Below are 22,214 nucleotides of genomic sequence, written 5' to 3' on the forward strand. Positions count from 1 at the left end.
TTAATGTTACGTAAACGTAGCCAAATTCGTGATTACAAAGCAGAAGCACGACTATTTACTAGTCGTGCTTTTGTTGCGTTTGCGGGGATTATAGTGATGATGAGCTTACTGGTTGTGAACCTTTATAACATCCAAGTTAATCAATATCAGGACTATAAAACCCGCTCCAACGACAATCGCATCAAGGTTGTTCCAATAGCACCTAACCGTGGTTTAATTTACGACCGCAACGGTGTACTTCTTGCAGAAAACCGGCCTGTTTTTAATCTGGAGATCACCCCAGAAAAAGTCAAGAACATGGAAGATACGCTTGTTCGTTTACAAGCGTTAATTGACATACCACCGGAGCGTATCGAACGTTTTAATCGTGATCGTCGTAATTCACGTCGCTTCAAATCAGTACCTATTCTAAATCAGCTCACCGAAGAACAAGTGGCGGTCTTTTCTGTAAATCAACATAAGTTCCCAGGCGTTGAAGTGACAGGTACGCTAAAACGTTTCTACCCTTATGGTGATGTGTTAACTCACGTAATTGGCTACGTATCGCGCATTAATGACCGTGATATGCAGCGCTTGGTTCGTGAAGAGAAAGACGCCAATTACCAAGCTACCCGCGATATCGGTAAACTCGGCATTGAGCGCTATTACGAAGATATGCTACACGGCACCGCTGGCTATCAAGAAGTCGAAGTAAACAGTCGTGGACGAGTGATCCGCACTCTTAAATTTGTGCCTTCGGCTCCGGGCAAAGATATCGTGCTCAACTTGGATATCAAACTGCAGCTATACGTACATAAGTTACTTGATGGCCGCCGTGGTTCAGCCGTGGTTCTCGACCCGAAAGACAATGGCGTATTAGCCATGGTTTCCAGCCCAAGCTACGACCCAAATGCCTTTGTGCATGGTATTTCCTCGAAAGGTTATAATGCCCTGCTTCAAGACAAAGACCGACCTTTAGTTAACCGCGCAACGCTAGGAATTTATCCGCCGGCATCGACGATCAAACCCTTCATTGCAGTAGCAGCTCTGCAAGAAGGCGTAATTACTCCGAACACTACACGTAACGATCCTGGTTATTGGAAGATACCCAATTCGAAAACGAAACCATTTCGAGACTGGTTGCGCTGGGGACACGGTGTCGTTGACATAGAGAAAGCCATTGAAGAATCAGTTGATACCTTCTTCTACCAAATTTCATTTGACTTAGGCATCGATCGCTTATCTAAATGGATGATGTTATTCGGTTTTGGTGATTACACTGGCATCGACATTTACGAAGAAAGCAAAGCGAATATGCCCACTCGCGAATGGAAAATGGCCAGACACCGTGTACCTTGGTATCAAGGTGACACCATCCCTGTCGGTATTGGCCAGGGCTACTGGACAGCAACACCAATGCAGATTGCAAAAGCGACTTCAGTATTGGTCAATGAAGGAGAGGTAACCGCTCCCCATTTACTACGCGCGACAATTGAGAACGGTCAACCGTTCGATGAACAAACGATATCTGAAATCGAAACGTACCCTCCGGTAACTGGTGTTAAGCAGAGATACTGGGATATCGCGCAAGAAGGCATGAGATTGGTAAACCACGGAAAGAAAGGCACAGCAAGACGCTCATTCCAAAAAATGTCTTATCAAACTGCTGGTAAATCAGGTACTGCACAAGTATTCGGTCTAAAAGAAGATGAAGAATACAACGCAGATGAAATCGCAGAACATTTACGCGATCATGCCCTCTTCACCGGTTATGCGCCTTTTGAAGATCCTGAAGCGGTCGTAACTATCGTTTTGGAGAATGCCGGTGGTGGTTCATCAAATGGTGGCCCAGTTGTAAGAAGAATTTTAGACCATATTATTCTTGCAGAAGATTATGAAAGTGAGCCAATAAAATAATGAAACTTGATCCTTCAACTGGACGAAATAGAGCCCTATTTGAACGGCTGCATATCGACCTGCCGCTATTGCTTGGCATTCTGGTTTTAATGGGCTTTGCCCTATTGATTATGTACAGCGCAAGCGGACAGAGCCTTGCGATGATGGATCGCCAAGCGATGCGTATGGTGCTGTCTTTAGGTGTGATGATCTTTTTAGCGCAAATCTCGCCTCGTACTTATGAGACCTTGGCTCCACTACTGTTTGCGGGCGGCGTTATTCTACTACTCGGAGTGTTGTTCTTTGGCGAGGCCTCTAAAGGTGCACAGCGCTGGTTAAACTTCGGCTTTATTCGATTCCAACCCTCTGAACTATTGAAGCTTGCAGTACCTTTGATGCTAGCTCGATTTATTGGTAAGCGCTCACTGCCACCCACTTTCCAAACCTTGGCTATCTCATTAGTGATGGTGTTTGTACCTACAATCCTTATCGCTAAACAGCCAGATTTAGGCACATCGATACTCATCGCAGCATCCGGTATCTTCGTGATATTCCTGGCAGGTATTAGTTGGAAGATCATTGCCAGTGCCGCGATTGCACTGGGTGGGTTTATTCCAATCTTATGGTTCTTCTTGATGCGTGAATATCAAAAAGTTCGTGTAAGAACCCTTTTTGACCCTGAATCAGATCCATTAGGTGCAGGCTATCACATCATCCAAAGTAAGATTGCAATTGGCTCTGGTGGTATATCAGGAAAAGGTTGGCTGCAAGGTACCCAATCTCAACTAGAGTTCATTCCAGAGCGCCATACCGACTTTATTTTTGCGGTCATCGCCGAAGAGTGGGGCATGATTGGTATTTTGTTTTTGCTCGCTATCTACCTGTTCATTATTGGCCGTGGCTTAGTGCTTGCAAGCCAAGCTCAAACAGCATTTGGGCGAATGATGGGCGGCAGTATCGTACTGAGTTTCTTCGTCTATATTTTCGTAAACATTGGTATGGTAAGCGGCATTCTACCTGTGGTGGGTGTCCCTCTACCTCTGGTCAGCTATGGCGGTACCTCTATGGTTACCCTTATGGCCGGTTTCGGTATTTTAATGTCAATCCATACACACAGAAAAGCATTCTCAAAGGCGACCTAATTGATGTCTGTTAAAGTAACTCCTATAAAAACATCTTTGGTTAATGAGCTGCCAATAAAAAAACTAGTATCTATAGTGAGCCTAGCCGTTGTTATAAACGGTTGTTCTTCGACAGAACCAACAGGACGCTACGATATAGATTCAGACATTGCACCAGACGCACCGATCTCAGTAGAGCATCTCGAGGATGCTCACCCTCAGTATGAACCTTATAGTTTAGGTGGTAACACGGATTACACTTTGCGTGGCGAAGACTACAAGATCGTAAAGAAGACAGAAGGGTTTACTGAGAAAGGCAAAGCCTCTTGGTACGGTAAGAAATTTCATGGTCATTTAACGTCGAATGGCGAGATCTACGACATGTATTCGATGTCTGCGGCACACAAAACATTGCCGATTCCGAGCTATGTAAAAGTGACGAATACCGACAATGACAAAACGACGATTGTGCGCATCAATGACCGAGGCCCATTTCATGAAGGGCGAATCATTGACCTTAGTTATGCCGCGGCATACAAACTCGATGTATTGAGAACAGGCACGGCAAATATTGAGATAGAAGTCATCACTTTGGCTATGCCAACCGACGCAAATAAAAAGGCGGCTTTACCTCAATTTATTATTCAAGTAGCCACTTCCCCACATGAAGATAGAACCGAGAAGTTAGCCAAAGATCTAGGCGAAAAGTTAGCTGTAGCAACGTTCTTGCAGCCAAATGATGATAACTACCGCCTGATGCTTGGCCCATTTCATGACTATGCTCTGACTCAAGAAAAATTAGAACAAGTTAAGCTAATGGGTTACCCGTCAGCTTATATAAAAAAACACACGCTAACTCGCTAATTTATCTAACAGTTACTTCTGGTAATCAGCGCTCTGGTGTGACAGAGTGATTCTGTTAATATATGAATAGTTCACCTAATAATTGCATTCAAAATGATTAAATCTAATAAACTTGTTAAATCGATTTTTGCTACTTCAGTTGCACTTTCTGCAACGATAGCAACATCGTCATTCGCCGCTCCTATTATTGTTCCTGACGCTCCTCAAATCGCTGCTAAGGGATTTGTTCTGATGGATTACCATTCAGGCAAAGTACTCGCAGAGAAAGAGATGAACACTCAACTTTCTCCAGCAAGTTTAACCAAGATGATGACGAGCTACGTAGTCGGCCAAGAGCTAGAGCGTGGCAACATCAACCTAAACGACGATGTTGTTATCAGTGAAAATGCTTGGGCTAAAAACTTCCCTGATTCATCTAAGATGTTCATTGAAGTTGGTACAACCGTTAAAGTTGAAGAGCTGAACCGCGGTATCATTATTCAATCAGGTAACGATGCTTGTGTTGCGATGGCTGAACATATTGCTGGCTCTGAAGATGCATTTGTTGACTTAATGAACGCATGGGCGAGCTCTATCGGAATGAAAGACACGCACTTTGCTAACGTGCATGGTCTAGACAACCCTAACCTTTACTCAACGCCTTACGATATGGCGCTACTAGGTCAGGCGCTGATTCGCGACGTTCCTGATGAGTACCGCATCTACTCACAAAAGAAGTTCACTTACAACGGCATCACCCAGTACAACCGTAACGGTCTGTTATGGGATAAGAGCATGAACGTTGATGGCATTAAAACGGGCCACACAAGCAATGCAGGTTACAGCCTAGTAAGCTCAGCAACCGAAGGTAAAATGCGCCTAGTTGCTGTTGTTATGGGCACCAAAAATGCTAACGCTCGTAAAACAGAAAGCAAAAAACTGCTTAGCTACGGTTTCCGCTTCTTCGAAACAGTGGCACCACACACCGCTGGTGAAACCTTCGTAGAAGAGAAGATCTGGATGGGTAGCAAGGACACGGTTGCACTAGGTGTCGACGAAGATACGTTCGTGACTCTGCCTCGTGGCCAAGCTAAGAACCTAAAGGCAAGCTTTGTTCTTGAGAAAGAACTGGAAGCACCAATTAGCAAAGGTGATATTGTGGGTAAACTATTCTACCAAGTCGACGGTGAAGACGTTGCTGAATACCCACTACTTGCACTTGAAGATGTAGACCAAGGCAGCCTATTTAGCCGCCTGTGGGATTACCTAGTACTGCTGTTTAAAGGTTTGTTCTAAACCAGTCAACAGTTTGTTCTACGCATAATCTAAGCTTGCTGTATAGCTAACCTAATGAGTAGGTTCATGATTTGCTCATTAGCGAAACAAAAGCCGCCATGTGCGGTTTTTGTTGACCTTGAGTTCGGTGATATTTACACGTAATATTCCGCCTTATTACTCGTGTCTATTGACCGAACACGCTTTTTATCAACATTTCGCCAATTTGCGAGAGTCTAGCCTTTTGGAGCTAATCATGAACATCAATTCTGATGCAAAACTAAAAGACCTCTTAGAGTTCCCTTGTTCATTCACTTACAAAGTTATGGGCTACGCTAAGCCAGAACTTACTGAACTAGTGCTAGAAGTGATCCAGCGTCATGCTCCTGGTGACTACAGCCCAACTCTAAAACCGAGTGCGAAAGGTAACTACCACTCTGTTTCTATCAATATTACTGCTACTTCAATTGAGCAAGTAGAAACGCTATATAAAGAACTAGGCGAAATCGAAATCGTTCGTATGGTTCTGTAACTTTCGATTACGCATGAAAAACAGCGGCTTATTGCCGCTGTTTTTGTTTGAAACCCTCGCTCCCCTTCTAGAGCATTCAACTTAATTTTCAATAAATACAAAGAAAGTTGAAAAACCTTGCTGTCCGTCTGTAGTTAGAAACCTGTTTCGCGTTTATAATGCGCTCACTTTATTAATCCTTGAGGAAGTGCCGCTTTGCAAAATAAGCTAATCGTAAAAAAATTAGGTCGTCAGGATTACGAACCTGTATGGAAAGCCATGCATAAGTTCACAGACGAACGCACGGATGAAGACGTAGACCAAATTTGGTTGGTTGAACACAACCCAGTTTTCACTCAAGGACAAGCAGGTAAAGCTGAGCATGTATTAAATGCTGGTGATATCCCTGTGATACAAAGCGATCGCGGTGGCCAAGTGACGTACCACGGACCCGGTCAGTTAGTCGCTTACTTCCTGATAAACATCCGCCGCAAGAAATTCGGAGTGCGTGATTTGGTTACTCATATTGAGAACCTCGTAATCAATACTCTGAAAGCTTACAATATAGATTCAACTGCCCGACCTGACGCTCCTGGTGTTTATGTCGATGGCAAGAAAATCTGTTCACTCGGATTACGAATTCGACGCGGCTGCTCGTTCCACGGGCTAGCACTCAACGTCGATATGGACTTGTCTCCCTTCCAACGTATTAACCCATGTGGTTACCAAGGGATGGAAATGGCGCAAGTAAGCCAACTCGGTGGTCCAAGTGAACTAGAAAACGTTGAGCAACAGTTAATACAAGAGCTCGTAGAACTACTCGGCTATGACCAAGTAGACATTCAAGCCACCAGTAACATTACAGCAGAAGCATAAAATCATGAGCAAACCAATCCAAATGGAAAAAGGCGTTAAATATCGTGACGCTGACAAAATGGCATTAATTCCCGTAAAGAATATGCCTGCTGAACAGAAAGAAGTTTTACGTAAGCCTGCATGGATGAAGATTAAACTTCCTTCAGACAGCCATCGTATTCAAGAAATCAAATCTGCAATGCGCAAAAACAACCTGCACTCAGTTTGTGAAGAAGCGTCTTGCCCTAACCTAGCTGAGTGTTTTAACCACGGCACGGCAACGTTTATGATTCTTGGCGCTATCTGTACTCGTCGCTGCCCGTTCTGTGATGTTGCCCATGGTCGACCGAATGCTCCAGAAGCCGAAGAGCCGAAGAAACTGGCTAAGACGATTAAAGACATGAAACTGAAGTACGTTGTAATCACTTCAGTGGACCGCGATGACTTACGTGATGGCGGTGCTCAACACTTTGCTGATTGTAACCGTGAAATTCGCGAGCAAAACCCAAACATTCGTATCGAAACACTAGTTCCGGACTTCCGTGGTCGTATGGACGTTGCGCTTGAACTAATGAAAGACAACCCACCAGATGTTTTCAACCACAACCTAGAGACAGCGCCGCGCCTATACCGTAAAGCGCGTCCAGGTGCGAACTACAAGTGGTCTCTTGATCTGTTGAGAAAATTCAAAGAGCAGCATCCAAACATCCCAACCAAATCAGGTGTGATGATGGGCCTTGGTGAGACGAAAGAAGAGATCGTTCAAGTATTGAAAGATCTTCGTGAACATGGCGTAACAATGCTGACACTAGGCCAGTACCTAGCACCAAGCCGTCACCACTTGCCAGTTGAACGTTACGTGCCGCCTTCTGAGTTTGATGAGTTGAAAGAGATTGCTCTAGAGCTAGGCTTCACTCACGCAGCATGTGGTCCGTTTGTACGTTCTTCTTACCATGCAGACTTGCAAGCACAAGGTATGGAAATTAAGTAATCACGATTGCTTAACGAACAATAAAAAGGCGCTGAATTTTATATTCAGCGCCTTTTTTCTATCGAGCAAAACAAGCTTGTTCGATACAAAAACAACAAAGCCACTCATTAAGAGTGGCCTTGAACTGCAAGTCTAATCATCTAGATGTTAAATGGTCTACTAGCCAAATGATGCCCAGATAACCGTTGCGACTAAAATTGGGCACACAAACTTCACATACATTGGCCAAACCTTACCAAACCAACCAAGTTGAAAGTCAGGACAACCTTGCTCAAGCTCTTTCACTTTTGACGCTCGGCTCCATACCCAACCACCAAACACACAGAACATCAGTGCAGCGACTGGTTGAAGGTACTGAGTCGCAATCATCGCTACCATGCCAAACATCGCAGCAAAGTTGTAAACAATCACCACACTGAACAATGCGATTGCACCACCAATTCCCCAACTTGTTGGCGTTCGTCTGGTCTTGAAACGCTCACTAACAAGAGCGACAGGAGCTTCCAACATTGAAATCGATGAAGTCAGTGCAGCAATCGTTAGCAATAAGAAAAACACAATTGCGAAGACCTGACCCAGCATACCTAAGCTATCAAACATCAAAGGCAGAACCGTAAATACTAGGGTATCAGAGCTCAGTAATGAGCCATCTTCAGCATAGATTTGAACACCTTTTTGCATCGCAACAAACATGGCAGGCATCACGACTAAGCCCGCAATAAAAGCAACCGCGGTATCAACTAAGGTAACGTTCATTGCCATTTTTGGCAGGTTCTCTTTCTTACTTAAGTAAGAGCCATAAACCAACATCGAGCAACCACCAATAGTGAGCGAGAAGAAGCCCTGCCCCATAGCCGCTAGAATCAGTTTTCTATCCCACACTTTCTCAAAGTCTGGAACGAGGTAATGCTTTAGGCCTTCCATCGCGCCAGATTGCGTCATGATGTAAACAAACAATAAGCCAAATAACACAAATAGCGCAGGCATCAAACGAGTCGACCATTTCTCGATCCCCTGCTTAACACCGCCCTGAACAATTAAGATAGTCAGCACATAGAATGCGACGGTACCAAAAACATTGCGCTCAACACTGAAGCCTTTAAACCAATCAGCAGCAGCCTCTAGACCAATCAGGTCAGCGACAGCACCAATTAGGAAGCAGATCAACCAACCACCGACAATGCTATAAAACGCTAGCACTGCACTTGGAACACTCAACCCAATCCAACCGACAAATTCACCGACTTTCTTGCCTAATGGGTTTGTAGTCAAAGAGCGCATACTATCGACAGGATTTGCTTGGCCATGTCGACCAATAGCCATCTCAACCACCAGCATCGGGAAAGCAACCACGAAAATCATAATTAGGTAAACAAGCAGAAAAGCACCACCGCCGTTACTGGCGACTTGGGTTGGGAAACCCCAAATATTACCTAAGCCAACAGCTGCACCCGCAGCTGCTAAAATAAAACCCAAACGAGAGCTAAAGTGCTCTCTTGAAGAGGAAGATTGTTGGTCCATATTGCCCGCATCAAAAATCAGTGAACTAGTTGGGAAGTACAGTAATCAAAAGCAATGATAGGTACAACTAATAAATGAGCAATCTTCTAGTTTTTACAACAAATGCGCTATTTAGAACCATTAAATTAACAAATAACCGGTCTTATCGTTTACTTAAAAGCAGTAAAGCAAGGTTCAGGACTAGAGAGACAATTGATTGAATTGAGATGAATATTCGTCTTTTTGTTCAATTTATACGAACAAAAAGAGCACCAACTGGTGCTCTTGTTACTTATAGTTAGATTCAGATTAGATCGTGAAGACTTGATAGTCTTTTAGATTCGGAATGATTTCATGCAGCTGTTGCTCTTGTTCTGCCATCTCATCAAGAGAATCACAGAACTCATTCGCTTCCTCTTGAACTTGTTGAGAGTGTTCTTTCATGCGCTCTTCAACTTTAAGCTTTAATGCAGTCATGCTGTCAGCTAATTCAGTAAGGTTTAAGCCACCATCTTGTTTCATTTTTTCTGACATCGCATTAAAAGCGCTAGAGATAAATTCTTGGTTAAAGATCTCCTTAGCCTTCTCGAAATCTTCAGACCAACCATTGGCCATCGAATCAAAACTGTCTGCTGGTAACACTAACTCGCCATCTTTGTAGTAACGAGCTTCCAGTTCAGCAAAGTAGGTTTTCATTGACTCTTTTACATTATCAAATGATTCCGGTGAATCTAGGCTAGCAGCAATGTCATCAATAACATCATTCGCTAACGCTAAGCCATCGTTAGCCATTTGTTTCGCTCGTGGTAAGTACTCACTCATTTTTTCGCGGTATTTCTCAATCGCCGCTTGTTGGTCGGCATCTAGCTCAACCTTCTCACCATGGATATATAAGTCGTTGTTACCATCAAAAACGGCAGTATCACCATTCTCTTGATGGATTTCGACTTTCTGGTCATCGATTCGCAATTCATTTTTCAAATCAACTCGACACTGAGCAGCAAAAGTTGGCAAGCTCATAACAGAGATTACCGCTGTTAACGATGCGATTAATACATTGTTTTTCATAAACATTTTGTTTTTCATAAATACATTGTTTTTCATAACATCCTCTCATCAATCTGACAGATTACTATACCCTTGGTATATGCTTCTTTGTCAGAGAAACGTTTTATATATACGCTACTCAGTTAGTCGATAGATATTACTTCATAGCAAAACTGCTTATCTGCGACCTTAAACTCAATCTCATCACCGACTTCTTTCCCCATTAGAGCCTGACCAAAAGGTGCATTTTCCGTCACGATAGCAACTTCATTGTTATTCCACGTAACAGAAAGCCCACCGACTCTCGGCCCCATAAAAAAATGTTTATATTGATCATGCTCGTCAATGACCACAACATAGCTGCTCACTGTAATCCTCTCACTATCACGCAGCACTAAGTTACGATAACACTGAATGTCATCTTCACACTCTTGCACTCTTACAGCTTGACCGTGGGCTAGATACGAAGCTTCTAGTGCCAATGTATCGTACTTATGCTCAGGCACAGTCTCTTCATCGGTCGCAGCATCAATAGCGCGTTGAGTAGCAGATTGTGCGATACGTAATCGGGATTCAAGTTGCTCTATGATTATTTGGCGAAGCTCAGACTTATTCATACTATTGGGGTGCTTTTCTATAGGAGCTACAGAATAGAATTAGGTACAATCAGGTGCAAGACATTTGATTCATCAAGCGACGCAATCATCAATAGGCGCCCGCTTTAACATCAATACGACACTTAATAACTCAGGTAGAACATAAATGATTGAGCAGAAGCTAAAACAAGTATTCGGATTCGACTCACTGCGTAATGGGCAAAAGCAAGTCATTGATAATGTTCTATCTGGTCACTCGACTGCCGCTATATTCCCAACAGGCTCAGGCAAGTCGCTTTGCTACCAATTGCCAGCATTAGAGTTGCCGCACTTAACCTTAGTGATATCACCATTGTTAGCCTTAATGAAAGACCAGCTCAGCTTCTTACACAGTAAGGGAATAAGCGCGGCTGCAATCGAATCAAGCCAAGACAGACAAACCACACAACAGGTGATGCAATCCGTGCGTAACGGGGACACCAAAATCCTAATGATCTCTGTTGAGCGCTTGAAGAACGAACGCTTTCGTCAGTTTATCTCCCAAGTTCCCATCTCTATGCTCGTAGTTGATGAAGCACACTGTATATCAGAATGGGGACACAACTTCAGACCAGACTACCTGAAGCTTCCCCAATACCAAAAGCAGCTCAATATTCCTCAGGTTCTGCTACTGACGGCCACTGCAACGACATCGGTTATCCAAGATATGAAGTCGAAGTTTGATATCGATGAGGAGCGCGTGGTAGTTACGGGTTTCTATCGTCAAAACCTCGACCTGTCCATTCAACCTTGCGAACAATCCAACAAGCTAGAAACCTTGTGCAATGTCGTTAACCAAGCTTCTCTCGCTCCGACTATTGTTTATGTCACCCTTCAACAAACGGCAGAGATGGTGGCTCAGCAACTTCGTAACGCTGGCGTTAATGCCATGGCTTACCATGCCGGTCTTAAGCCTGAAAACCGAGATGCCATTCAATATCAATTCATGAATGATGAAGTGAGCTGTATCGTGGCAACCATTGCTTTTGGTATGGGCGTGGATAAGTCCAACATTCGCCGAGTGATTCACTTTGACTTACCAAAATCGATCGAAAACTACTCGCAAGAGATCGGCAGAGCTGGCCGAGATGGGCAAGCGTCTGAATGTATTTTACTGGCTAACAAACATGGTTTGAGCACACTCGAGAACTTCGTTTTTGGTGATACGCCAGACAACATATCAATTCAAACGGTCTTAAAAGAAATATACGAAAATCAAAACATTGCTGCTTCTGGCACAAACCAATGGGAAATCATGCTCAACCAACTATCGCGTGAGTCCAACATTCGTCAGTTACCACTAAAAACGCTATTGGTGTATCTTGAAATTGAAGGCGTGATTGAGCCTAAATACAGCTACTTTGCTGACTACAAATTTAAATTCATACGTACTAAGCAGCAGATCACCGAACAATTCCAAGGCGAACGTCGCCATTTTGTGGAAGCGATTTTCCAATGCTCTCCTCAAGCAAGAGTATGGTGCCAAGTCGACTTCGACGCACTGTGGACACACTTCCAGACTGATCGTCAGCGTGTGATTGCGGCAATCGATTATTTCAATGAACAAGGTTGGATTGAGTTGGAAAGTAAGCAGATCACAGATGTGTATGCGATCCACAACACCACTGAAGGCATGATGCAGTTATCGGAACGTCTAACTGAATTGTTTAAGGAAAAAGAGAACAGTGAGATAAACCGCCTTAACCAAATGCTGAGCTTCTTTGAGGCTGATACCTGCCTAAGCTCACGCCTAGCGAGTTACTTCGCCGATGATAAGGCACCAACAAACTGCGGTCATTGCTCTGTATGCCGTGGTGAAGTGGCAATTTTACCAACCGTCGATGTTGAACCCGTTGACGACGAGACCGTAATGACATGGACCCATGAATTCATTTCCGCAAGCCAACAATTGATCACCGACGAAGCCATTACTCGTTTTCTATGCGGAATCGCAACTCCACTTTCAACCAAGCTTAAAGCCAGCAAAATGGTTGGATACGGGAAGCTAGAGCAACAACCATTCAGTGATACGCTAGCGCGAGTAAAACAACTTCCTAGATAAGGCATCTTACGTATTGATATAGAAACTGACTAGACTACCAAGTCTAGTCGGTGCTTCTCAATACCATCTATTTTGACGCCCCTCTATTCGGATTCCCCTCTAAACTAGACAGCCTAAAAGAAACTCAACTGACGCATCTGGTCTTTGGGTTGTAGCATTACGCTTAAACCAAGCAGGCGTATTTCTCGCCCTTGCTGCCTTTTAAGTATCTCACTCAACAGTTTTTTAAAGTGCTCTCGATCGAGAGAGGCGTGTATGTGCTCAATAGTGGTTTGCTGGAAGTCGGCAAACTTGAGCTTAATGCCCTGCTTGATGATAGCTTTACTTGGGCTAGCTTTCTCTAGACGTGCTTCAAGCTCAGGAAAAAGCTTGTCTTCAATTACCTGCCAACATTCTGCGTAAGTAGAAATATTCTGAGTAAAAGTTCGCTCCACGCCTACCGATTTTCGTTCACGCTCAATAATAACTTCTCTGTCATCAATACCATGGCTGCGCTTCCAGAGTGATGCGCCTTGACGGCCAAACCGGAGCAATAGATCTCGATAGTCAGATTCCTTAATGTCCTTACAAGTAAAGAAGCCAGCTTGATGGAGCTTTTCAATACTGACCTTGCCAACGCCTGGGATTTTTTCGAGTGGCAATTCATTTATCACTGATTGTACGTCTTGTGGAGGTATTACAAACTGACCATTGGGCTTATTCAGATCCGAGGCCACCTTCGCCAAAAATTTAATCGGCGCAATACCAGCAGAAGCGGTCAGGTTAAGTTCATTCCAGATATCGCGACGAATTGATTCGGCAATCAGTGTTGCCGAGCCACGACACAGCGTCGAATCCGTGACATCAAGAAAAGCTTCATCTAAAGACAGGGGTTCAATGATGGATGTATATCGAGAAAAAATCTCGCGAATCTTTTTCGATATCTCGACGTAGACCGACATCCTCCCAGGAACAACCAACAGATTGGGACAAAGCTGCAGCGCCTTTCCCGTCGGCATTGCAGAACGAATACCAAACTTGCGAGCTTCGTAATTACAGGTACTCAAAACGCCACGCTGCTTTTCATGCCCCCCTACTGCAAGTGGTCGATTTCGGTAAGCGGGATTATCTCTCATTTCAACAGCTGCGCATGGTAACTACCAGGTAAAAAATGTAGTCTTGAGCGAATGAGTGAGTGAATAACTTTTAAAAATATATATTTAAATGAAAAAATGCACTTACATAGTTCACTTACAGAAAAATATCGAAAGTCGCAAGGTAAATACCTCATCCTCACTTACATTTTACCACTTGAGAGCCATCTGAGTGTTGGCTTGCCCTTCTTTGGGTTCCAACCCAACACTTAACCCTATCAAGCGAATTCCACGGCCATTTGCTCGTGATAATGCTTCCTTTAATAGAGCAGAGAAAAACGATTTATCAAGACTGGCTTGCTTATGTTCAACCGTTGTTTGCTGGAAGTCATCGAATTTTAGTTTAAGTCCCTGACGGGTTACTCTTTTATCATGAGCAATCTTACTGAATCGTCTCACCAATTCATCATATAGTGATTCAATAGCTTCAAGACATTCAGATTCAGTCCGAATATCTAGAGAAAATGTCCGCTCAACACCAAGAGACTTTCTAATTCTTCTTGTTGTTGTTACCTCACGATGATCGATTCCATGACACCGCTCCCATAGGGAACTACCAAACTTACCAAACTGTTTAAGTAACAGATGTTGATCATAGTTTTTGATATCGATGCCTTTATACAAACCAAGCTTATTCAACTTTTCTAGTGTTACTTTACCAACACCTGGAATCTTGCCTAAATCTAAGTTGTTAACGAATACCTCAATTTCAACTGGTGTTACAACGCAAATTCCATTTGGTTTATTGATATCGGACGCGACCTTTGCAACAAATTTTATAGGGGCTACACCAGCACTAGCCGTAAGCTCTAACTCTGTTTCAATTGTCTTACGAATATCCTCAGCGATTAAAGTTGCCGAGCCTCTAAATAGTTGTGAGTCAGTTACATCAAGATAAGCTTCATCAAGTGATAGAGGCTCAATAAGGTCAGTATAACGAGCAAAGATTGCATGGATCTGCTTGGATACAGCTTTGTATTTATCCATATCTCCGCCGATAACCGTTAAGCTTGGGCATAATTTGAGAGCATGCGCGGTCGCCATTGCCGAACGAACACCATACTTTCTGGCTATATAGTTACATGTTGAGATAACGCCACGTCGGTCCTGAGAACCACCAATAGCTAATGGTATATCTCTCAACTCTGGATTATCTCTCATCTCAACGGCAGCGTAGTAGCAATCAAGATCTATATGAATAATTTTTCTAGTCATGAGGTTCTATTTGTAGGATCGAGAAACTAGAGCCAATAGAGGTATGAGTTTATCTGCAATTTATAAGCATTGAATATCCCACCTCAGAGACTGTATATATTAACAGTACTAAAATTTCTAGACAACGCCTTAATAAAGGAGGGGGGGTAAAATTAGTCTCACCTTAGAAAATCGAGTCTCTAGCCAACTCAGATCGGACAAGTTAGTTGACGCTACATAGACAGCTATAAATTGAAAGTTGTAGTAAATGAATGTCTTTTCTATGGAGTTAGTAGCCCAATATTTCACAAGCTTTTTTAAATATGTTGTTTATGCAACAGATACACTTCTACCATGGAGCTCCACAAACTAAAACGCCCCATGATTACATGGGGCGTATACGTATAAAGTTTATTAATTATAAGGTATTAGAGTTATCCAAAACTAATTTGAATTATAAGATGAGAAGTGCCGTAATACACTGTCCAAATGTTCCGCCTTATCACCAATAACGCTACGAACATCCCCATAATGCTTGATATCTCGCGTCAGTTCATCCCACAAAGAGGTTACTCGTATTGGATTAGTTGTTACGTAACCTACAGGCAATGTGAGACCACTCATACCTAAGCTAGAATCCAACCTTGCATGGTATTGAACAATAGCAAAGCCTCCGTCACCAGGAACAATGAGTAATTCCATTTCATTTAAATGTGGTGACCTTTCATATCCAATTACGGAGTTTAATCTTCCCCGCAAAGAGTTGACATAACGTTGGCGATCTTGCCTTTCCTTTAGCGGGACTAGTACATGAAGTTCACTCTCATGAGCTTGAAGTAGTTTACCTAATTGAGCTACGAAGGAATCAAATCTTGTACACCCAGCCCAAGTTTCTGATTTTGCGGGTAACCAAACTGCTTCAGAAATCTTCTGACCTTGTTTCAGACCTTTAAACAAGTTCATTATTTTTTTATTGTTGTTATCAAGATACATTGGTCCTAGAATCATCTTTGTTTCTTCATCGCTGTAATCAAAATTATGACTTTTTTTATCAAGTAATAACTGCTTGATATTTATGTGACTACCTTCATCATAACCTAACAACACTGGGTCATTTACCCGTTGACAATACTCTTCCAATAACAAATTCTGAGCACTTTCTGACCTTCTATCTAAGAATTCATTAATACAGCCTTGTAAACCACTGCTGTTTACAAGCTGTTTTCCATGCACGTCAACGCCAGTTAACTTTGTCGATAACCTAATCTCTTGATATGAGTCTATATGTGCCATCACATTGATCGACAAAGGGTATGTACACACTTGATCTTGATAGCAACGATTAACTTTATATAACCTCGTACTCATTCGTTTTAGCTCAGTTAAACGAGAGCATTGTTGAAAACGGATGAACTGATTTGAAAATAGATCTCTTCCTTCATATGACTCACTACCTTCGAATGCATGGACTTCGGGTAGACCTCGGGTTGAGCAATACTTCATTTTGGGTTGAATATGTTGAGTCAGCTCATCCACAAGAAATGCTTGGTTATAATTAATAACCTTTTCTAACTCAAGGAATTCTTTATTTTTCCTTAAAGAAATCATACGACTAGTCGGAACAAGCAATCCATTTTCATTAATTTTTGCTAGCTCGGTATTACAAATGTCATTAATAAGACATTTGGTCTCTGTAGGATCTAATCCAAAAAAATCCGCTATTTCACCAGGACTAACCTGTTCTAACTGAGCTAGTAGCATTAATGCAGATTCTAATATAGCTGGCAATGGTGACTTTTCCGTAACATCAAAATCAACTACAAACCTGCGAGCTGGAACTAATAGAGTCAGACTTTGAAGGTGAGTATCTCTAATTGAGCTCTGCTCTAATTTTTCACTTTTTTTGTAATCCGTCATCACTGTTCCCCCACAGAGATTTCCGCTAGCTTTTCTGAATCTAGAATTTGATAATCAGTACTTTTCTTACGAATCGCTTCACTTATCTCGACATAAATCTGACCAAGGCTAGAGCTTTTCCCTTTATTACACCACATATCGCTATTACCAATTATAAGCAGTCGTTCTTTGGCTCTCGAAATCGCAACGTTAACTCTAGGTGCATCATCTACAAAGCCTGATTTTTTATCGCTATTGTTTCTTACAAGACTGAGAATAATTATGCGATTTTCACTACCTTGATAAGCATCAATTGTATCCATCCGGCATAGATGCCTTATAGGTAAAGCCCATGTTTCAGTATCAATTCTTTCACGCAAAGCCTCAACTTGTCGACGGTATCCGGTAATTATCCCTATCGGAGGTACTTTATCTTTTTTAAACCAATCTTGTAATTCACTCATAGCTCTTGGACTACCGATCAAACTTTGCAGGGAGCGGCATATCAAGCCAACTTCACCTTCATTCATTATCCCTTCACTACCTCCACCTAGATCTGATTCATGTCTAGAGGTATTGAGCCATGTAACCGTGTGACTCCATGGTGATGTTAATTTTGACATCCACTCTGGAGCTTCCTCTCGTCCCGTTTTTAATTTATCTTCATAAAAAACCTTAGAGACTAAGTCACCAATGGCTGGACTCATTCTATATTGAGTATCGAGCATCATGCCGACGTGTTTAAACGCCCGTTCGAAATCTGTACGCCGTACTTCTTTCTCTGGCATAGCTAATCTTCGAGCAACCCCTTTAATTAATTGGCTATCATATAAAGGCGGTAATTGTTTGTGATCACCGACAAGTAATATTCTCTTCGCTGACTGCATAGCCAGCGCTAATTCTGAAGCCATAGCGCGGCCAGCTTCGTCCACAATAACTAAATCGTAACTATGTTGATCTAATTGATAGGCTTTTTTACCCATACCGACTAAAGTACCAATAACTATAGAACGTGTTTTGGCAGCAAAGCCGCTATAACCATCATTGTCAGTTGCAAGTCGTAAATACCAATGTAACGCAATATTCATTACTTCATTTAATCTACTAAGCTGTTTAGGATTATTTATTTGGTATTTATCAGCGATCTCATTTATTAATTCACGCTGAGGAGAACTACTATCGAGGATCTGTTCGGGAAATTCAGAAAAAGCCTTTAACCCACTAGATAACGATCTTCGTAAGCGCTCTACTTGCCTCTCCGCTTTTGAAGCTAATTTCTTAGTCGCTGGCTTCTTATCACCACTTTCTAACTTTATTTTTATGTTTTCAAGTTCATTTCGTGCTTGCGTATATTCATGTAATAATTGCCCAAATCTGCGGAAAAGACTTGCAGCGTCCAAGACCATGTCTTGGGGTAAGGCCAAACGAGATGATAATGACATAAGCCTTCGATCTATATCACGAATAAAAGAGGTTCGGGCTTGACTTTGTAATGCATCTACATGGACATCAAGTAATTCTTTACCAATTTTTTCACGGTCACCAAGCCGAACAATACTTGGTTCAGTGAGCCCCTGTCCTTGATCAGGTTCTGATAACCTTTTACGAATCATCACTCGTGCACGTTCCGCTAGTTCATTGACGGCAACATGACTTTGTGACAAAACTAAAACACGATTAACTTGGGGGACAGAAGTCGTCAGGTAGGCAATTAAATTTGCAAGAAGTGTTGTTTTACCTGTCCCAGGAGGCCCCATAACTACCGACATTGGTTGCTCTAGGATTCCCAACAAAGCATTTTCCTTGGAGCTATCTAACTTGAAGGATGCAAGTGTTGCTACATCAGGAGCTGGAAGCGCTGTTACCGTCATATCCGGCTTTTTTACATCCGCGCGAAAATAGTTTAATAGCTCAGGCATTATAGCTTCACCATGTAACACTCTATTTAAAGCTAACTTCCGTCTTTGCCAACTAATCTCTGACCTAGATTCTGCTAATTTTAGTCGTGTCCCTGGCTTCATTTGTTCTAAATATCTGCCTTTGGAAACAACGATATACCCTACCTGTCGAATAGATAGATCTAGATTGCCATAAAACCAGCTGTCTTCAGCACTTTCGCTAAGCACCTGAATTGTTTCATCTTCATCAAACTCAAATCGAGTTATATCTTCTTCTATAGGGACATACCAATGTCTTTGGTGTTTTTCTGGCTTGCCTGAAGTCGTTACAGTAGGATGTAGTTCCCTCTCTGAATCTACCAAGGATTCCCAGAGTGTACTTATATTAAAAGCTTTACTTTCTTGCTGTGTAGACTCCCCCGCTAAGGAGCCTAAGTCATTACTTTTTGTGAACTTTTCTTTCTTGTACTCGAGAACAACCTCGAGCCCAGACAAATAACTCTCTAAGGCTTTAGTATCTCTGGCTGCTTTTCTCAGCACAAACGACTGCTGTATGACTGCACTAGTTTTTGACCTATTATTAGTTGCATCTCGAGACTCCTTAAGCCACTCCGCGGGTGGTAATTCTGCTAAATAAACATTACGAATTACAATGTTATCCTCATCCCAGTCGCAAGTTATTATGAGCTTTTGTGCGCACCCAAACAGATAAACTTTTATATCATTGGGGGTCTTGTAAACCCTAACGTAATGATTCCCCAAGTCAGGTTCAAATATCACTTGCTCTGTACTGAAATTTAGATCTGGCCAAGAAATTACTATTGGCTCAATTTCTGGCTCTGGTGGAGTCAACGATGATTCAATACTTTCCTGCAAAGGGTCTAAAGAAAGCGGTACTTTTGATCGATCTTGACCTAACCCTCTGGCAAATTCAGCGTCTATCGTTACTAAATCTTGATCTACACCCTCTAGTAACTCTTCAATCAAAACATATACAGCAAACCTGTCTCGAGCCATTAAGCTAACATCTTGCTTCGGCGCATATTCAGCACTAACGGGAAAACCTGCATCTGAATCTAAATCTAAAGTATCGGAAAGGATAATCTTAATCCCCTCTTCAGTTGACTCCATTAATAAGTTTTCAGGTTTAATATCACCATGGGCAATATTTAAGCTATGAATTTGATTGACTGAATGAATAAGACTCAGGGCGATTGTGAGCCTATTTTCTAATTGATGATTGGCCAAATTGGATAGCCAATCAACAAAACTTTGAACATTTTCAAGATAATCTTGAACAGTAAAAAGTCCGACCATTGAAATACCGAAGCGTAAAGGTCTTGCAATCGGTAATTGTGGGTGATCTGCTAAAATCTGGCAGCGCTCTAAGAATTTGAGTATTCTACGATTTCGACCATTAAGCGAATGCTCAGGACGTAAAGTTGACCACACACGTACTGTTACAGAATTCCCATCATAATTTGATTTATAGGTCATCCTTTGCCGCATATGACACTGCTCTGGGGCACTTCCCATAGGAAATTCTGTGTACACATTAATTGCACTTTCATGCTGTCTCAGCTCACTCAGCACAGCTTGTTCATCAACGTCATTTGAACGAGCTTCTTCAGAAAAGATATTAGTTAATTGTTCTAACATCTCACCGGCATCGCTTTGTCGTTCTTTCGCCTCAAGTGATAACGCTTGTTTCAACCATTGATTTAACTTTCCGTCGAATAAGTCCTGTTCTGGCTCTTTCCAAACAACACCATCTTCATCAATTACCAATGGCTTATCAAAAGCAATTCGATAAGACATAATCCCAAGCTGGTAGACGTCTATTTTACGCGCATCGACTTCCAAGTCTCCATAAACCTCTTCAGGTAATGGAATCACATTTGAAGCAAGAAACTTACGAACATCCCCAACACTTTTCCCTTGAGGATCAGGAAATTGACTAGCTAATAGGCCACTAATTGTAATGGATTTACTTTGTTTATCGAACCATAGACGGTCTAGTGACAAATCACGGTGACAAACTCCCAATTGATGTAAATCTACAAATGGAGTAAGTAAAGATCTAATTAAACATAATCTAGCATCCATTGACCTAGATACTTGTGCCAAATAACTATCTAATCGCTCAAACAGCGCTGGCTTTTCGTACACTTCGATTAAATCTACTTCAACATCGTCAGCCGTTTTTCCATGACGAGGCTGCAAAAGGTAATCTTTCCTTAATTGTTTGTTTTCATTACCAATATACTGAATACACCGTTCTTCCCTCAAACCAATATTAGCTCGTTGCTCTTGAGTCATTGCATGCTGCCCTAACTCTATAAAGTTCCAACAGCGCATTAGGGCATTAGTATTATTATAAGTAATGTGCTCAGCCTCAAACTCTTGATAGGCTCTACCAGGATGGGTGAAAAGTGGCTCGTCATCGCTCATAACATAACCGGAGGCTTGGCGCATCCGAGGTTCTATACGTCCACCGCCTTCAAGCCAAGCTTCAAATATGTTGACCTGCTTTTCCGTGTTTGGTCTAGGTAACCTATTATCTTTAAATATCTTATCGGCAGCGGATCTTACCGGCATCATTTTGTCGAAGTTTTTACCTAACTTACAGAATTCCTCTAATGTAAATACAAAAGGCTTCTCACGCTCTGGCATTTGTTTAACCTTTGCACTGCCTGCCAAAACAACACACGTTTCAACTAGATAAAAGCCTCCCCAACGGTCTTTTAGTTCTTGCTGAAATAGAGAAGATATCCTTTCTGCATGCTCACGTTTTAATAGATAGGGAGCTGTAGACTCTCTTTTTTGACCATTTGGTCTTTTTTGTACCCATTTTGAGCCATTTGAGTATATCTCTCCAGCCCACTCTTTTACCTCAACTAACAAGATTCGACTATGCGTTATTAACAGTAAGTCAATTTCCATTGAACCTGCATTGTCAGCAACAAGAAAAGAGCCGTACCCACGCCAAGAGTTTGGCAACGCTGTTTCTAGTTCAGACAAGGCTTTTTTTTCAGAATGAGGGATACCATATGGACTAAGTAATTTAAGCTTCATACCAATGCCTATTATAAGAGTAAAATAGAGAAGCCTTGAGATATAAGGCTCTGAGTTCCAATTGAAGTCGAGTAGGAGGTGCCATTAATTAACTAAACTGGTTGATTATACTCACTAATACAATCAGCTCATAGTGGAATATCAACTCATAGCATAGAGCAACATTTACTTTTAACTCCCCCTCCACAGAAAGCAAGATTCCAGGTTGTTTTAGCTTCACATCGCCACTTGCGATGTGGGTGGATTACGGCTTTGTTGCGTAATTCAGTTTAGAGACAGAGCCGCCCGTTTTGCATGCTTTTT

General features: G+C 42.2%; 15 protein-coding genes. 8 read left to right on the forward strand and 7 right to left on the reverse strand.

The genetic code is table 11. The features are described from left to right. Positions 1-3: 3 nt before the first annotated feature. The 7 genes from mrdA (at position 4) to lipA (ending at position 7,471) form a co-directional block, all read left to right on the forward strand. Entirely contained in the window at positions 4-1,896 is a 1,893-nt protein-coding gene (gene mrdA / locus ACED60_RS21930; RefSeq protein WP_012603375.1) for a penicillin-binding protein 2, read from the forward strand. Then, on the forward strand, positions 1,896-3,017 hold the full coding sequence (gene rodA, locus ACED60_RS21935) for a rod shape-determining protein RodA (protein ID WP_009848472.1): 1,122 nt from the start codon (positions 1,896-1,898) through the stop codon (positions 3,015-3,017). Before mrdA ends, rodA begins: the two co-directional genes overlap by 1 nt. 3 nt (positions 3,018-3,020) lie before the next feature. Further along, positions 3,021-3,860 carry a septal ring lytic transglycosylase RlpA family protein gene (locus tag ACED60_RS21940; RefSeq protein ID WP_102258203.1) on the forward strand — a complete coding sequence of 280 codons (840 nt, stop codon included), beginning with the start codon at positions 3,021-3,023 and terminating at the stop codon, positions 3,858-3,860. A 93-nt stretch (positions 3,861-3,953) separates the two neighbouring features. Next, entirely contained in the window at positions 3,954-5,135 is a 1,182-nt protein-coding gene (locus ACED60_RS21945; RefSeq protein WP_206208337.1) for a serine hydrolase, read from the forward strand. Positions 5,136-5,367: 232 nt separating this feature from the next. Beyond that, entirely contained in the window at positions 5,368-5,646 is a 279-nt protein-coding gene (gene ybeD / locus ACED60_RS21950; RefSeq protein ID WP_029223108.1) for a DUF493 family protein YbeD, read from the forward strand. A gap of 195 nt (positions 5,647-5,841) precedes the next feature. Further along, the gene (gene lipB, locus ACED60_RS21955; protein WP_012603371.1) at positions 5,842-6,501 is read left to right on the forward strand and encodes a lipoyl(octanoyl) transferase LipB; all 660 of its coding nucleotides are present in this window, start codon (positions 5,842-5,844) and stop codon (positions 6,499-6,501) included. A 4-nt stretch (positions 6,502-6,505) separates the two neighbouring features. Continuing rightward, on the forward strand, positions 6,506-7,471 hold the full coding sequence (gene lipA / locus ACED60_RS21960) for a lipoyl synthase (protein WP_009848385.1): 966 nt from the start codon (positions 6,506-6,508) through the stop codon (positions 7,469-7,471). A gap of 159 nt (positions 7,472-7,630) precedes the next feature. Here lipA and ACED60_RS21965 read toward each other — a convergent pair whose 3' ends face one another. The 3 genes from ACED60_RS21965 to ACED60_RS21975 all read right to left on the reverse strand — a co-directional run bounded on the left by ACED60_RS21965 (position 7,631) and on the right by ACED60_RS21975 (position 10,635). After that, positions 7,631-8,992 carry a sodium-dependent transporter gene (locus ACED60_RS21965; RefSeq protein ID WP_371728474.1) on the reverse strand — a complete coding sequence of 454 codons (1,362 nt, stop codon included), beginning with the start codon at positions 8,990-8,992 and terminating at the stop codon, positions 7,631-7,633. A 288-nt stretch (positions 8,993-9,280) separates the two neighbouring features. Next, a complete protein-coding gene (locus ACED60_RS21970; RefSeq protein ID WP_371728475.1) occupies positions 9,281-10,075 on the reverse strand; it encodes a YggN family protein in 795 nt (264 codons plus the stop codon). An 86-nt stretch (positions 10,076-10,161) separates the two neighbouring features. Continuing rightward, positions 10,162-10,635: a GreA/GreB family elongation factor gene (locus tag ACED60_RS21975; RefSeq protein ID WP_017096215.1), complete on the reverse strand. Its 474-nt coding sequence runs from the start codon at positions 10,633-10,635 to the stop codon at positions 10,162-10,164. Positions 10,636-10,780: 145 nt separating this feature from the next. Here ACED60_RS21975 and ACED60_RS21980 point away from each other — a divergent pair, with 145 nt between their 5' ends. Next, positions 10,781-12,715: an ATP-dependent DNA helicase RecQ gene (locus ACED60_RS21980; protein ID WP_371728476.1), complete on the forward strand. Its 1,935-nt coding sequence runs from the start codon at positions 10,781-10,783 to the stop codon at positions 12,713-12,715. Positions 12,716-12,828: 113 nt separating this feature from the next. On the opposite strand, the gene dinB (ACED60_RS21985) is transcribed toward ACED60_RS21980, so the two are convergent. From dinB (ACED60_RS21985) to ACED60_RS22000, 4 genes are all read right to left on the reverse strand, one after another. Continuing rightward, entirely contained in the window at positions 12,829-13,830 is a 1,002-nt protein-coding gene (dinB, locus tag ACED60_RS21985; protein WP_371728477.1) for a DNA polymerase IV, read from the reverse strand. Between the two features lie 168 nt (positions 13,831-13,998). Next, positions 13,999-15,063: a DNA polymerase IV gene (dinB, locus tag ACED60_RS21990; RefSeq protein WP_371728478.1), complete on the reverse strand. Its 1,065-nt coding sequence runs from the start codon at positions 15,061-15,063 to the stop codon at positions 13,999-14,001. Positions 15,064-15,486: 423 nt separating this feature from the next. Next, on the reverse strand, positions 15,487-16,959 hold the full coding sequence (locus tag ACED60_RS21995; protein ID WP_371728479.1) for a hypothetical protein: 1,473 nt from the start codon (positions 16,957-16,959) through the stop codon (positions 15,487-15,489). Next, positions 16,959-21,911, reverse strand: a complete 4,953-nt coding sequence (locus tag ACED60_RS22000) for an AAA domain-containing protein (RefSeq protein WP_371728480.1) — start codon at positions 21,909-21,911, stop codon at positions 16,959-16,961. The genes ACED60_RS21995 and ACED60_RS22000 overlap by 1 nt, the downstream gene beginning before the upstream one ends. Positions 21,912-22,214: the final 303 nt, after the last annotated feature.

The sequence above is a fragment of the Vibrio sp. 1F279 genome (genome assembly GCF_041439815.1).
Taxonomy (GTDB): Bacteria; Pseudomonadota; Gammaproteobacteria; order Enterobacterales; family Vibrionaceae; genus Vibrio; species Vibrio tasmaniensis_A.

Coding starts and splice junctions, on each gene's coding strand:
- ACED60_RS21975 (WP_017096215.1), bottom strand. CDS start 10,635: ATGAATAAGTCTGAGCTTCGCCAAATAATCATAGAGCAACTTGAATCC.
- ACED60_RS21980 (WP_371728476.1), top strand. CDS start 10,781: ATGATTGAGCAGAAGCTAAAACAAGTATTCGGATTCGACTCACTGCGT.
- ACED60_RS21965 (WP_371728474.1), bottom strand. CDS start 8,992: ATGGACCAACAATCTTCCTCTTCAAGAGAGCACTTTAGCTCTCGTTTG.
- ACED60_RS21970 (WP_371728475.1), bottom strand. CDS start 10,075: ATGAAAAACAATGTATTTATGAAAAACAAAATGTTTATGAAAAACAAT.
- lipA (WP_009848385.1), top strand. CDS start 6,506: ATGAGCAAACCAATCCAAATGGAAAAAGGCGTTAAATATCGTGACGCT.
- ACED60_RS21945 (WP_206208337.1), top strand. CDS start 3,954: ATGATTAAATCTAATAAACTTGTTAAATCGATTTTTGCTACTTCAGTT.
- ACED60_RS22000 (WP_371728480.1), bottom strand. CDS start 21,911: ATGAAGCTTAAATTACTTAGTCCATATGGTATCCCTCATTCTGAAAAA.
- ACED60_RS21995 (WP_371728479.1), bottom strand. CDS start 16,959: ATGACGGATTACAAAAAAAGTGAAAAATTAGAGCAGAGCTCAATTAGA.
- mrdA (WP_012603375.1), top strand. CDS start 4: ATGTTACGTAAACGTAGCCAAATTCGTGATTACAAAGCAGAAGCACGA.
- rodA (WP_009848472.1), top strand. CDS start 1,896: ATGAAACTTGATCCTTCAACTGGACGAAATAGAGCCCTATTTGAACGG.
- ACED60_RS21940 (WP_102258203.1), top strand. CDS start 3,021: ATGTCTGTTAAAGTAACTCCTATAAAAACATCTTTGGTTAATGAGCTG.
- dinB (WP_371728477.1), bottom strand. CDS start 13,830: ATGAGAGATAATCCCGCTTACCGAAATCGACCACTTGCAGTAGGGGGG.
- dinB (WP_371728478.1), bottom strand. CDS start 15,063: ATGACTAGAAAAATTATTCATATAGATCTTGATTGCTACTACGCTGCC.